Below are 12,320 nucleotides of genomic sequence, written 5' to 3'. Positions count from 1 at the left end.
TAGATTCCACCAGACCACACGGACAGATCGTGCCGACTTGCCCGCTCTCCCGCGCGATCCGCCTACGGTATCGAGGCAAATATCCGAATATCGTGCGACACGCCGAGGCCATAGTTTCGCCCTGGGCGTCGCGCTGCCTGCGGCGATGCGACGATCCGCACGATTGCCCCACACACGCAGCGTTGTCTCTTGTAACGTTGGGTTGATACCCGCGCCTTCGCTAGGGGGTTGGTCACATGCGCTGGCAGGTCCACTCCGAGACGTCGCTCTACGCCGACCAGTGGCTGGACATCCGGATCGCGGATGTGGAGTTGCCCGACGGGCGGCACCTCGATCACCGGCTGGTCCGCACCGCGCCGGCCGCGGGCGCGGTCGTCACCGACGACGCGGACCGGGTGTTGCTGATCTGGCGCCACCGCTTCATCACCGACAGCTGGGGCTGGGAGGTCCCGCTCGGCCAGGTCGACGAGGGCGAGATGCCGATGGCCGCGGCCGCCCGCGAGGTCGAGGAGGAGACCGGCTGGCGTCCGGGGCCGCTGCGCCCGCTGCTGTCGGTCCAGCCCACCAACGGCTTCACCGACAGCCTCAACCACATCTACCGGGCCGACGCGGCCACCCACATCGGACCGCCCAGCGACCCGTGGGAGGCCGAGCGCATCGAGTGGGTGCACCTGTCGAGCGTCCGGCGCCTGATCGAGGCCGGCGAGATCGTGTGCGCCACGACCCTGTCGGCGCTGCTCCTCCTGCTCGTCGAGCGCCTTCCTGCCGCGCCGCGCCCCCTCGGTCACGCGCCCGGCAAGCCCTTCATGCTGTCGGACCTGCCGATCGACCTGTGAGGCCGCGCCCTCAGGAGAACAGGTGGTCGACCACGCGGGCCGTCGCCTTGCCGTCGTCCTTGGGCGCGTACGTGGCCCGGAAGGCCTCGTAGCGGTCGGCGTACGCGGCGGCCACCTCGTCGATGGAGCGCAGCGCGTCGATCACCTCGGCCGACGTCGGCAGCACCGGGCCGGGCGCCTGCTCGGGCAGGTCGAGGTAGAGCCCCCGCTTGGAGGAGTACTTCGCCAGGTCGTAGCCGTAGAAGACGATGGGCCGGCCGGTGGCGGCGAAGTCGAACATGACCGAGGAGTAGTCGGTCACGAGGACGTCGGTGACCAGCAGCAGATCCGCCATGTCCGGATAAGTCGTGACGTCGTGGGCGATGTCGGGGACGGCGGGCATGGCCTGCATCGGATGGGCGCGTACCAGGATCTCGTGGTCGGCGCCCAGGGCCTCGCGGGCCTTGGCCAGGTCGAGCTTGACCATGGCGTTCTTGCGGTCGTAGTCGCGCCAGGTCGGCGCGTAGAGCACCACCCGCTTGCCCTCGGCCAGCCCGAGCCGCTCGCGGACCGCGGCGGCCCTGACCTCGCGCTCGGGCGAGTTGAGCACGTCGTTCCTGGGCAGGCCGCTCTCCAGGATCTCGCCCTTGTAGCCGAAGGCCCGGCGCAGCACCGTGGTGGCCCACGGCGACTGCGACAGCAGCAGGTCCCAGCCGCGCACCTCGGCCGCCTGCCGGTACCAGATCGGTGGACGGGGGTCGCGGGCCATGTGCGGCTGGTCGTTGCCGATGCGCTTGGCCGGGGTGCCGTGCCAGGTCTGCAGCACGACCTGGTCCTCGCGGGCGCGGAACCAGGCGGGCAGGAACGAGTTGGTGACGATGTGACTGGAGCGGGCCAGCGCGGCGTGGTGCTCGCGGCTGCCCGCCCGGACCGCCCGCGCGCCGCCCGGCGGCACGAACGCGGCGTCCTTGACGATCCAGATGTGCTCGCGGTCGTCGCCCCTGCGCAGCCGCTCCTCGTAGATGGCGCGCACGCTGTCGGCGTAGAGCCGGCCGTCGTTGACGACGTAGACGGTCGCGTCGTGCAGCGGCTCGGTGCGCTGGGCCGGGTAGAAGACGCGGCGCAGCACGTGGGTGCCGGCCACGCCCCGCTCGTCGTTGGGACGACCCTCCTCGACCGTGATCACCGGCACGTCGAACCGGGTGGAGATCATCCGGTACGCCCGGCCGTCGACCGTACGCGGATCCTCGTCGAGCCCCGGCAGGGCGGCGTGGTCCATCCGGAACGGCACGATCTCGCCCGACGGATGCCGGAAGGACATGTTCCAGGTGCCCGAGGCCAGCGGCACGGACTCGCCGAAGCGGTCCATGGACGAGGGCGTCACCCGGACGGAGAAGTCGTCGCCCGACCGCTCCATGGGCAGCGAGTACGACAGCCCGGACCGGTGGCGCAACGTCAGCACCCGGGGGCCGGGCGCGTCGGGGTAGTCGCCGCGCAGGACCAGCGTGGAGCCCTCCCAGACGGCGGAGGTGATCACCGGGCGGATGCGGTGGGCGGAGACCACGACGCGGTCGCGCCGGTCGCCGAGCACGGTGATCTCCCGGTCGCCCACCGGAGTGCGCGTCTCGACCAGGTCGGCGAGCATGACGGAGGCCGCCGGGTCGCCCTTGGGCTCGACCCACAGCCGCCGGCCGTCCTTCTCCTGGAGCAGCGCGGGCACGGCGAGCCCGATCGACACCTCGGTGCCGCCGCCGGACGGCGTGAAGTCGGCGGCGATGCGGTGGCCGCCCAGCCTGGCGTGGCCCTTGGTCACGCTGCGGCCGGGCAGGAAGATCTTGAGGTCGAGGCGTTCGTCCTGGACGGACACGCCGGTGAGCTCGGCCCTGTTGGGCTGGAGCACGACCTGCAACGCGCGGTCGGACGTCCAGACCGGACGCACCCACCAGCCGGGCTTCAGCTTGAGGCCGGCCGGACGCTCGGGCCGGCCGATGGCAGAGCCGCGCAGCAGGCCGGTCGCCCGCGCGCCACGGCTCCAGAAGACGATCTCGGCCCGCCAGGTCGTCGCGTCGGGCACCCCCGGACGGTGGCGCAACCGCCGCCGCACGGCGTGCACCATGCCGCGCACGGCCCCGCGCCAGCGCAGCGGCCACGGGCTCAGCTCGGCGGTGAAGCCGGACCAGTCGTAGTTGCAGCCGGGCTCGCGCGCGCCGTGGGTGGCCTCGGGGGCGAGCACCCGCTTGGTGCGCATGCGGATCGGCGGCAGCCAGCGCGGCCCGCGCAGCACCACGGTCGCCCAGTTGAACCTGCGGCTGCGCACCGACAGCCCGGCCAGGTAGGCGAAGCCGGTGACGCGCAGCCTGCCGTCGACCCACACGATGTCGTCGATGTGGGTCACCGGCACCATGTCGGCGCGGCGCAGCCGGTAGAGGCCGGGCGGCAGCTCGTCGCGGAAGGGCAGGTCGGCGTACCAGCTCAGGCCCTTGCGGATGCGCTTGGACGGCTCGGCCGCCGCGGTGACGACCTTGACCAGCGTCTCGCCGTCGACCAGCTCGTCGTCGGGACGGTGCTCGATCAGGTGGCAGATGACGCGGCGGGCGACGGGCAGGTCGCGCTTGACCTCCGCGGCCACGCCGGCCAGGTAGGGGCGGATCAGGGTGAGCAGCTCGCGGCGCCGGGCCGGGCCGCGCTTGACCGCGAGGTCGATGCGCGACCCCAGAGGCCCGCTGAGCACCTCGGTGTCGAACGCCGCGTCGCGGCCGCCGGGCCCGACGGCACGCATGACCGCCTCAAGAGGCTCGCCACGATCACAGAGATCCTGGACGACCTTGAGGCGGTCGGCGAGCGTGTCGCCGCTGTGGCGCTGGGCTGTGACGCCGGTGGCCATCGTGGAGGCACCGCCTTTCGGGCCTGTCAGTGTTCAGCCCATGGTAATGGGAGTCACATGTCACAGAATCGCCTCAACAGCGAAACCGCAGGTCAGGACCCTTACTGAAAATCGGCTGAACGCCCGTCCCAGCGCGCCCTGCTCATGTCCACCCGTTCGCCGCGCAGCGGGGTGCCCTCCTCGCGCCAGTGGGCCAGGCATCGTCGCAGGTGGTCGGGGGCGGCGCCGCTGCCGTCGGCGTGCACCACCCGCCACCACGGAACGCCGCCGCCCCAGGTGGACATCACCTTGCCCACCTGGCGGGGGCCGCCCTCGCCCAGGTATTCGGCGATGTCGCCGTAGGCCATGACCTTGCCGGGCGGGATGCGTTCGACCAGGTCGAGCACCCGCTCGGCGAAGGGGTTCAGGGGGTCCATGCGGCCGGGCCCGCGTCGATGATCTCGTCGAACTTGCCGATCTCCATCACCGTGCCGCCGGACAGGACCTCGATCACGCCGTCGCGCAGCGCGTAGAGCTCGCCGTCCTCGCCCACCAGGCGGGCGCCGAGTGCGGCCGACAGCCGCAGGAGCTGGGCCACCTGCCAGTCGGAGCCGGGCTCGCCCACGACCTGGCCCTGCCAGCGCGCCACCGCGTGCCGGCCGCCGTCGTGGCCGGCCACGATCTCCTCAGATCCGCGCAGCTCGAAACCGGCCGGCGCGATGGCCTTCGCGAGCTCCGCGAAGGCGAGTGGCGACTCGCGCACCACCCGCAGCTCGTATCCCATGACGCGCGACCATAGCGGATCTTTACCGTCCACGCGGGCGAAGTACGAGCGGTTCATCACTCCTTGCGCTGATTGAGAACGATGATCGCCCCGCAGAACGTCACCAGCGCGACCAGCACACCCCCTCCATACAGCCACAACCGCCACGGATCGGCCCCCGGACGGGTCGGCACCGGTGAGTCCTCGCCCCGGCCGAAGTGCTCCTTTCCGGGCGCGGTCACGCTGCGCCGCTGACCGGCCAGACGCTCGGCGGCGTTGAGCGCGGCCCCGGCGTCCACCACGCCGAACCCGGTGTTGTCGTCGTAGCCCGCGGCCGGACGGCCCCGCGCGCTGGAGGCCAGCGCCTGGGCCACCTGCTCGGGCGGCAGGCCGGGGAAGCGCGACTTGATCAGCGCGGCCACGCCGGCCACGAGCGCGGCGGCCGAGCTGGTGCCGTCGGACAGCTCGTACCCGCTGGGCCGCTTGACGACGGGCACCTGCACGCCGGGCGCGCCGACGAGGACCGACAGGTTGTCGCTGCTGAACGTGGCCTTCCTGCCCTGCTTGTCGGTCGCGCCGACGCCGATCACGCCCGAGTAGCCGGCCGGGAAACTCCAGAACGAGGTGCCCTTCTCCTTGGCGTAGGGCGTCTGGCCGTCGTTGCCGACGGCGGCCACCAGCACCACGCCCTTGCTCAGCGCGTACGACACCGCCTCCCGCTCGGACCTGACCGGCCCGTAGGAGCCGATCGACATGCTGACGACCTGGGCGCCGTGGTTGGCGGCGTAGCGCAGGGCGCGGGCCAGCGAGCTCTCGGGCGACTGGAGGTCCGTGGGCGGCAGCAGGTCGAAGGCCGGCTCGTCGTCGGTGGCCAGGGGCAGCGACAGGATGCGCGCCCCGGGCGCGACGCCGATCAGCCCGCCGCCCGCGCCGGAACCGGCGATCAGCGCGGCCATGGCGGTGCCGTGCCGCCCCGGGCTGACCTCGCGGGCCACCGTGCCCGAGCTCATGTCCGGACCGATCGTGACGCGGCCCTTCAGCTCCTTGATCCCGGCGTCCACCGCGCTGTCCACGACGGCGACCGTGACGCCCTCGCCCTTGGTCACGTTCCACGCCTGCTCGACGTTGAGCGCGTCCAGCACCCATTGCTGCTGGTCCCTGACCGGGGCGGCCGTGGGCCCGAGGAGGACGAGCAACGTGGCCGCGAGCGCGCGTACGGCGGTCAGCACACGTTCCCCTGGGTGCACGGCGGGACCTTGGGCGGGTCCGCCAGGAAATAGGCGATCTGGTTGCCGACCGACTTGGCCGCCGGCCAGAGCTCGCTGTGCAGGATCTCCTCCGGGGGGATGGCGGCCCTGGTGCGCCCGTCGGCGTACCCGGCGGTGGAGAAGACGATGTACGGCCCGGCGCCCACCCAGCCGGTGCGCTGGCGCTGCTCGGCGCCGAAACGTTCGGTCACGGTGCCGGGGAAGGCCACGGGCAGCACGCCCACCCGGTCGTCCTGGCCCAGCTGCTCGCCCGCCGACACCCTGGACTCCTCGTCCTTCAGCACGGCCACGCCGACGGTGATGACGAAGGTGGAGGTCTGGTCGACGTACGTGGCGCGCAGCAGCGTGACGCACCCGTGGCTGTCGAGGACCCCGGCGACGGAGGCGTCCACGCCCTTGCCGCACTCGGTCTCGGGGGCGATGCCGACCCGCCTGGCATACTGCTGGGCGCGGTCGAGGCCGAGGTACTTGACCTCCTCGGGGAAGACGCCCGTGGCCGGCCACGCCTGCCAGCGCCGGGCGATCTCCTCCTGCTTGTACTGGTTCTGCTCGGCCAGGGTCAGCGGGCGCGAGCGCGTCTCGTTGAGCAGCCCGATCGTGCCCAGCAGCACCACGAGGGCCGACACGGCCACGACCGCGCCGACCAGCACGACGAAGATGCGCCGAAAGCGCACGCCCTGCTGGAGGGCCGCCAGCTCGGCGCGTTCCCTGGCCGCGGTGCGCGTGCGGGAGTTCGCCGCCGGCCAGGCGCGCACGCGTGAGCGGCGGCCGGTCGACGCCCCGAGCGGGTTGCTGCGTCCCGATGTGGCCTCGCCGGCGCGCGGTAGCCCTGAGGTCGACCTACGTGCCTTCACCACCCTGGCCTCGTTCCCGCGTTCGGTCGGTGTCTATTTCGTCCCCGTTAGCAGGCGGATCATGCGTCGTGTGTGCCGTGGTCCCGTCGTACGCGTCTGACCAGGAGGAAGATGACCGCCAGCGAGGCCAGCGCCCCGCCGGCGGCGACGGCGGCGACGGCCGCGTAGATCGTCACGCGCCGGTGGTCCCTCGTGGTGACCCTGATGGGCCCGGCCGGGCCGCCCGCCAGGGGCCGGGCGGGGTCCTGGGCCTGCGGGCCGGTCGCGGTCTCGGTGTGGGTGGCCAGGCGGGCGGCCTCGGCCAGGGCCCTGCGGGCGTTGACGACGCCGAAGCCGGTGCCGGTGTCGTAGCCGCCGGGCGGGCGGTCGTCGGCGCTGTCGGCGAGCGCCTGGACGACCAAGGGCGGCGACATCCGCGGATATCTCGCCTTGATGAGGGCGGCGACCCCTGAGACGAGCGCGGTCGCCTGCGAGGTGCCCCGGCCGACCCAGTACTCGTCGCCCGGCCCCGCGCCCATGATGTCCACGCCCGGCGCGGCCACCAGCACCGAGGAGTTCCAGTTGGAGAACGTGGCCCGGCGCAGCCGCCGGTCGGTCGCCCCCACCGACACCACGCCGGGGAAGGACGCCGGGTAGGAGTAGGGCGCGAAGTCGCCGGCGGTCTTCCTGTCGCCGTCGTTGCCGGCCGCGGCCACCAGCACGACGCCCCTGGAGATGGCGTACCGGATGGCCGCCCGTTCCTCCCGGGTCGCGAGCTCCTTGGAGATCGACATGTTGACGACGTCCGCGCCCTGGTCGACCGCGTAGCGGATGCCCCTGGCCACGACGTCCTCGAAGCGCTCGGCCGAGTTGAAGGCGCCGAACCCCGGCTCCTCGTCCTCCAGGATGACCCGTACCGACAGGACGCCGGCCTCGGGCGCGACGCCGATGACGCCCTTCCTGCCGCCCGGCCCGTGGCCGTGCCCGGCGATCAGGGAGGCCATGTACGTGCCGTGCAGCCGCGGCGGCGCGACGCCCGGCGGGTTCGCGCCCGCGGTGAAGTCGCGGCCCACGGTCACCGAGCCGGCCAGGTCGCGGTGGGCCGGATCGACCCCGGAGTCGAGCACGGCCACCATGACCCCCGAGCCCTTGGTGACGCGCCAGGCCGCGGGCAGGTCGAGCGTCTGGATCACGGCCCGCTGGCCGTGGCGCACGTCGTCGTCGGCGTGGGCGGGCAGGGCTGCCGGAAGAATGGCGAGAAGGACCGCGGGGGCGGCGGACAGCGCCTTCGCGGCGCGCCGGCTCAGCACCGCCATCCCTCGGCCGCGCAGTCGGGCATCCGGGGCGTGCTGAGGTCGAGCAGCACGCGTTCGGACAGCTCGGCGGCGAAGGCGAAGATCGCCGGACGGGACTCGCCGGACGTGGTCGCGGGCCGCCCGTCCACCTGGCCCGCCGTGGTCAGCACGACGTACGGCCCCGCCTGGCGCACCGAACCGGCCTGCCGCATGGAGGGGGTGAAGCGTTCGGCGACCGTGCCCGTGAAGCTCAGCGGCAGCAGCCCCGGCACGGGCTTGCCGTTGTCGGCGAACGCGCTCCTGGCCCGGACCGCGCGTGCCTCGTCGGGCAGCGCCACCACGCCCACGGTGACGAGCACGCCGCGCAGCGCGTCGATGTAGGTGGCCCGCAGCACGCCCCTGCATCCCGCCTCGCGCAACGTCCTGACCGCCTTCGCGTCGACGGACCCGGCGCCGCAGCCGGTGTGCGGCGAGATGCCGATGCGCTCGGCCCGCTCCTGCCCGCCCTGCTCGGCCGCGTACGGCAGAGCCGCGGGGAAGACGCGCCCGGCGGGCCACGCGCGCCAGCGTTCGGCGACCTCGCGCGTGGCGGCGGCGCGCAGCTCGGCCGCGCTCGGGCCGCGGGTCAGCTCGGTGCCCGCCGCGCTCCCGGCCACCCCGGCGGCCACCGCGCAGACCAGGGTCAGCGCGGAGGACACCACCAGGGTGGGCCAGGGGCGGGCGTGGTTCACGACACCGACCTTAAGCGCCTCGGCGGGAGGTTCCCCGGAAAACGCCTCAGTAGCTGGGCAGGCTGGGGTCGACCGTCTTGACCCAGCTCAGCACCCCGCCGCCGACGTGCACCGCGTCGGCGAAGCCCGCGTTCTTGACGATCGCGAGGGCCTCGGCCGAGCGCGCGCCCGACTTGCAGTGGAGCACGATGCGCTTGTCCTGGGGCAGCCTCTCCAGGGCCGAGCCGTTGAGGAACTCGCCCTTGGGGATCAGCGTGGCGCCCGGGATGGAGACGATCTCGTACTCGTTGGGCTCGCGGACGTCGACCACGTAGATGTTGTCGCCCTTGTCCATCATGGACTTGAGCTCCTGCGCGGTGATCGTGGAGCCGCTGGCGGCCTGCGCGGCCTCGTCGGAGATCGCGCCGCAGAACGCCTCGTAGTCCTCCAGCAGCTCGGTGACCGTCGGGTTCTTGCCGCACAGCACGCACTCGGGGTCCTTGCGGACCTTGACGTCCCGGTACTTCATCTCCAGGGCGTCGTAGATCATCAGCCGGCCGACGAGCGGGTCGCCGATGCCCGTCAGCAGCTTGATGGCCTCGTTGACCTGGATCGAGCCGATCGACGCGCACAGCACGCCGAGCACGCCGCCCTCGGCGCACGACGGCACCATGCCGGGAGGCGGGGGCTCGGGGTAGAGGCAGCGGTAGCAGGGGCCGTGCTCGGCCCAGAACACGCTGGCCTGGCCGTCGAAGCGGTAGATCGAGCCCCAGACGTACGGCTTGCCGAGCAGCACCGCGGCGTCGTTCACCATGTAGCGGGTGGCGAAGTTGTCCGTGCCGTCGACGATGAGGTCGTAGCCGGAGAAGATCTCCATGACGTTCTCGGTGGTCAGGGCCGCGTTGTGGACGACGACCTCGACCAGGGGGTTGATCTCGCGGACCGACGCCGCGGCGCTCTCGGCCTTCAGCCTGCCCACGTCGGACTGGCCGTGGATGATCTGGCGCTGCAGGTTGGACTCATCGACGACGTCGAAGTCGATGATGCCGAGGGTGCCGACGCCCGCCGCGGCCAGGTACATCAGGGCGGGCGAGCCCAGGCCGCCGGCGCCCACGCACAGCACCTTGGCGTTCTTCAGCCGCTTCTGCCCGGCCATCCCGACATCGGGGATGATCAGGTGGCGCGAGTAGCGGCGCACTTCGTCTACGGTCAGCTCTGTGGCCGGCTCGACCAGCGGTGGCAACGACACGTTCTACGCTCCCGTTTCAGGGGGTCACATCTCTAGCTGAAACCTACTCGGCGAGTGGGGCATTCCCCAATCTCGTCTCACCGATCAGACGGCGTGCCTCCGCCGCCACCACGCGGGGCATCTCCATCATCGCCACGTGCCCCGCCGTCGGCAGCAGCACGAGCCTGACCTGCCGGAACGTACGGGCCGCCTTCGCCGCCATGGCCGGGCGCACCAGGCGGTCGTGCCGACCGTGGACGATGAGCGTCGGGGCCTCCACCTTGGCCGCCTGGCGCCACAGGTTGTCCTCGCCCCGCCGGAAGTACTCGGCCACGATGCCCCGCGCCGAGCCGATCATGGCCTCCCCCGCGTACGGGACGTCGTCGCGCCGGCGCTGCTCCTCCACGGCGTCGGCCAGGCGTACCGGGTGGACGGCGTTCATGTTCGCCCAGACCATGGCGAAGGAGGCGTTGATGCGCTGCTCGGCGGGGAGCAGGCGCAGCTTGTCGGCGAACCACTCGCCCACCCTCGGGACGGCGGCGGCGGCCACGCGGACCGGGCCGTACCGGGGAAGCAGGTCGGGCAGGGCGGGCGAGACGAGGGTGAGCGAGCGGACCAGGTCGGGCCTGGTCGCGGCGACGCGCACCGCCACCGCGCCGCCCAGCGAGTTGCCGAACAGGTGGGCCGGGCCGGTGTGCTCCATCAGCCCGATCACCGCCGCGGCGTGGCCGGCCACCGTGTAGTCGCCGTCCGGCGGCGCCGGGGAGAAGCCCGCGCCGGGCAGGTCGAGGGCGTGGCCGGTGACGGTGTCCTTGAGCTCGTCCATGAGGTCGGTCCAGTTGGTGGCCGAACCCGCCAGCCCGTGGACGAACACGGCCTGCTCGGCCGGGCCGCCGTCGGGGGTGGATCGCACGTGCACCGGGCCGATCATGCGTCCCGGCCAGTGAGGGACCGGCTCCACCGCTGTCATACGTCCTCCTTGTCGCTCTTCCACGATAACCAGCGCGCTCAGGCCGGGTCTGCATTCCGTACAGACGCCACCTTCGCCGACCTATCAGAGCAGCAGTGGACATACGGGGCACACAGGGGGTCGCACCGACGGGCAGACATGGGACAGGCCCGACATTTCCGCTCATAGCTGTCTAATGGATCTCTTGGGGGCTTAAGTGTGCGGCAAAAGCTGTCTGTCCCCGTTTACCAGGTTCGATACGGGTAACCATGAGGAACGGATACAGTGCGCAACCTACCGGACACTCCTGGTTAGCGGCCGGAAAGTCGTGGTCACTGGAAATCCATCGGGAAGGCGTAAAGGCATTTCCCGAACGATCCCGACGACAGCATCGTCCAACATTTCTCAGCCTGGCGCACAGGTGTGCCGGCGAGCATTTCCTGCGAGCCGTAGATACCCGCATGGCCGCCGCCTTCCGGCGTATACGGCCATGCCGTCATTTCCCGAGAAAAGCACGGCCGGCGCTGTCGGAACCCGATGTGATGGGCACTCCGCCATATGTACATAATCGGACATATCATGGCATTTCATTCGATAGAGCTGTAATGCAAGCAATAAGATTGCTAATGCATAGCAAAATAGGGCCACTCCTGTTTGCTGTAGCTCTGTCTCGGAAATGACATTTCACGGATGGCTCATCAGCTAGTCGTTCAAGACCTGGTTCCCGGCCTCTCGGGAACGTCGAGAACGGGGCAACCAATCCTTTAGGGGGAAAACGCAATGCCCAAGCTCAAAAGTGTTATCGCAGGTCTGGCCGTCAGCACCGCGCTGACCGGCGGCGTGGTCAGCCTGGGCGCGACGACCACCGCCAACGCCAGCACCGCCAACAACGTCACCAGCCCGACGACCCTCAGCTGGGGCGATGGGGACGGTCACGGCTGGTGGCACCGTCGCCACCACCGCTGCAACCGCAACCGCCACGGCTGGGGCGGCGGCTGGGGCGGCGGCGGCTGGGGCTGGGGCGGCGGCTGGGGTGGCGGCTGGCGCCGGCACCACCGCGGCGGCGGCGTCTGCGTCAAGATCTTCAACGAGAACACGAACGACAACACCGAGACGAGGACCAGCAACGAGCTGCGCGAGGACCACCGGGCGCGCGGCGACCGCGACGACTGATCGCGGGGGAATGGTGCCCGTAATCCATGGATGGTCGCTCTTCACGGCGAAGTGAATCCGACCGGCGAGTACTGGGCTCTCAGGAAGTGACCGCACCCGGACCTTGCGGTCCTGCCTGAGAATCCATTCTCCTCTGTCACCGCGGCAATTCCCGGTGAGGGCTCCACTGGCATTCTGCCGGTGGGGCCCTCACTGCGTTCCACCGGCATTCCGCCGGTGGGTCCTCACTGCGTTCCACTGGCATTCTGCCGGTGGAGCCCTCACCGCGTTCTCTCTTGAATGCGGGATCCCTCTTCCCCCTGATACTGGACCCATGACCCCTGGCAGTCCGAAATGTCCGATTATGCACCATGATGCTCCATAGTGTCGGACAAGAGAGGACAATGTCCGTTTGTGGGGCATTCGGACGGATATATCCCTGGC

At 71.3% G+C, this 12,320-nt stretch carries 12 protein-coding genes; 2 read left to right on the top strand and 10 right to left on the bottom strand.

Annotated elements, in window-relative coordinates; genetic code table 11:
- Positions 1-236: 236 nt before the first annotated feature.
- On the top strand, positions 237-836 hold the full coding sequence (locus AB0J71_RS43995) for an NUDIX domain-containing protein (protein ID WP_352319294.1): 600 nt from the start codon (positions 237-239) through the stop codon (positions 834-836).
- A gap of 10 nt (positions 837-846) precedes the next feature.
- Here AB0J71_RS43995 and AB0J71_RS43990 read toward each other — a convergent pair whose 3' ends face one another.
- From AB0J71_RS43990 to AB0J71_RS43945, 10 genes are all read right to left on the bottom strand, one after another.
- A complete protein-coding gene (locus AB0J71_RS43990) occupies positions 847-3,699 on the bottom strand; it encodes a CDP-glycerol glycerophosphotransferase family protein (RefSeq protein ID WP_364420152.1) in 2,853 nt (950 codons plus the stop codon).
- A gap of 101 nt (positions 3,700-3,800) precedes the next feature.
- Positions 3,801-4,115 (bottom strand): MGMT family protein, encoded by a 315-nt coding sequence (locus AB0J71_RS43985; RefSeq protein WP_352319290.1) that lies wholly within the window; start codon positions 4,113-4,115, stop codon positions 3,801-3,803.
- Positions 4,103-4,462 (bottom strand): hypothetical protein, encoded by a 360-nt coding sequence (locus tag AB0J71_RS43980; protein WP_352319288.1) that lies wholly within the window; start codon positions 4,460-4,462, stop codon positions 4,103-4,105. The genes AB0J71_RS43985 and AB0J71_RS43980 overlap by 13 nt, the downstream gene beginning before the upstream one ends.
- 56 nt (positions 4,463-4,518) lie before the next feature.
- Positions 4,519-5,688: a S8 family serine peptidase gene (locus AB0J71_RS43975; RefSeq protein ID WP_364420150.1), complete on the bottom strand. Its 1,170-nt coding sequence runs from the start codon at positions 5,686-5,688 to the stop codon at positions 4,519-4,521.
- Positions 5,664-6,464: a hypothetical protein gene (locus AB0J71_RS43970; protein WP_364420148.1), complete on the bottom strand. Its 801-nt coding sequence runs from the start codon at positions 6,462-6,464 to the stop codon at positions 5,664-5,666. The genes AB0J71_RS43975 and AB0J71_RS43970 overlap by 25 nt, the downstream gene beginning before the upstream one ends.
- A 158-nt stretch (positions 6,465-6,622) precedes the next feature.
- The gene (locus tag AB0J71_RS43965) at positions 6,623-7,852 is read right to left on the bottom strand and encodes a S8 family serine peptidase (RefSeq protein WP_364420146.1); all 1,230 of its coding nucleotides are present in this window, start codon (positions 7,850-7,852) and stop codon (positions 6,623-6,625) included.
- Entirely contained in the window at positions 7,846-8,568 is a 723-nt protein-coding gene (locus tag AB0J71_RS43960) for a hypothetical protein (protein ID WP_364420144.1), read from the bottom strand. Before AB0J71_RS43960 ends, AB0J71_RS43965 begins: the two co-directional genes overlap by 7 nt.
- A gap of 46 nt (positions 8,569-8,614) precedes the next feature.
- A complete protein-coding gene (moeZ, locus tag AB0J71_RS43955) occupies positions 8,615-9,796 on the bottom strand; it encodes an adenylyltransferase/sulfurtransferase MoeZ (RefSeq protein WP_364420142.1) in 1,182 nt (393 codons plus the stop codon).
- 43 nt (positions 9,797-9,839) lie between these two features.
- The gene (locus AB0J71_RS43950; RefSeq protein WP_352319278.1) at positions 9,840-10,745 is read right to left on the bottom strand and encodes an alpha/beta hydrolase; all 906 of its coding nucleotides are present in this window, start codon (positions 10,743-10,745) and stop codon (positions 9,840-9,842) included.
- 311 nt (positions 10,746-11,056) lie between these two features.
- Positions 11,057-11,224 (bottom strand): hypothetical protein, encoded by a 168-nt coding sequence (locus AB0J71_RS43945; RefSeq protein ID WP_352319276.1) that lies wholly within the window; start codon positions 11,222-11,224, stop codon positions 11,057-11,059.
- A gap of 280 nt (positions 11,225-11,504) precedes the next feature.
- Here AB0J71_RS43945 and AB0J71_RS43940 point away from each other — a divergent pair, with 280 nt between their 5' ends.
- Positions 11,505-11,897, top strand: a complete 393-nt coding sequence (locus AB0J71_RS43940) for a hypothetical protein (protein ID WP_352319275.1) — start codon at positions 11,505-11,507, stop codon at positions 11,895-11,897.
- The last annotated feature ends 423 nt before the right edge of the window (positions 11,898-12,320 follow it).

This window comes from Nonomuraea sp. NPDC049637, assembly GCF_040675235.1.
Taxonomy (GTDB): domain Bacteria; phylum Actinomycetota; class Actinomycetes; order Streptosporangiales; family Streptosporangiaceae; genus Nonomuraea.
This window is presented reverse-complemented; position numbering and strand designations above follow the sequence as displayed.

Excerpts from the sequence above, each read along its gene's own strand:
- AB0J71_RS43940 (WP_352319275.1), top strand. The coding sequence starts at position 11,505 with ATGCCCAAGCTCAAAAGTGTTATCGCAGGTCTGGCCGTCAGCACCGCG.
- AB0J71_RS43945 (WP_352319276.1), bottom strand. The coding sequence starts at position 11,224 with ATGACGGCATGGCCGTATACGCCGGAAGGCGGCGGCCATGCGGGTATC.
- AB0J71_RS43995 (WP_352319294.1), top strand. The coding sequence starts at position 237 with ATGCGCTGGCAGGTCCACTCCGAGACGTCGCTCTACGCCGACCAGTGG.
- AB0J71_RS43950 (WP_352319278.1), bottom strand. The coding sequence starts at position 10,745 with ATGACAGCGGTGGAGCCGGTCCCTCACTGGCCGGGACGCATGATCGGC.
- AB0J71_RS43990 (WP_364420152.1), bottom strand. The coding sequence starts at position 3,699 with ATGGCCACCGGCGTCACAGCCCAGCGCCACAGCGGCGACACGCTCGCC.
- AB0J71_RS43985 (WP_352319290.1), bottom strand. The coding sequence starts at position 4,115 with ATGGACCCCCTGAACCCCTTCGCCGAGCGGGTGCTCGACCTGGTCGAA.
- AB0J71_RS43980 (WP_352319288.1), bottom strand. The coding sequence starts at position 4,462 with ATGGGATACGAGCTGCGGGTGGTGCGCGAGTCGCCACTCGCCTTCGCG.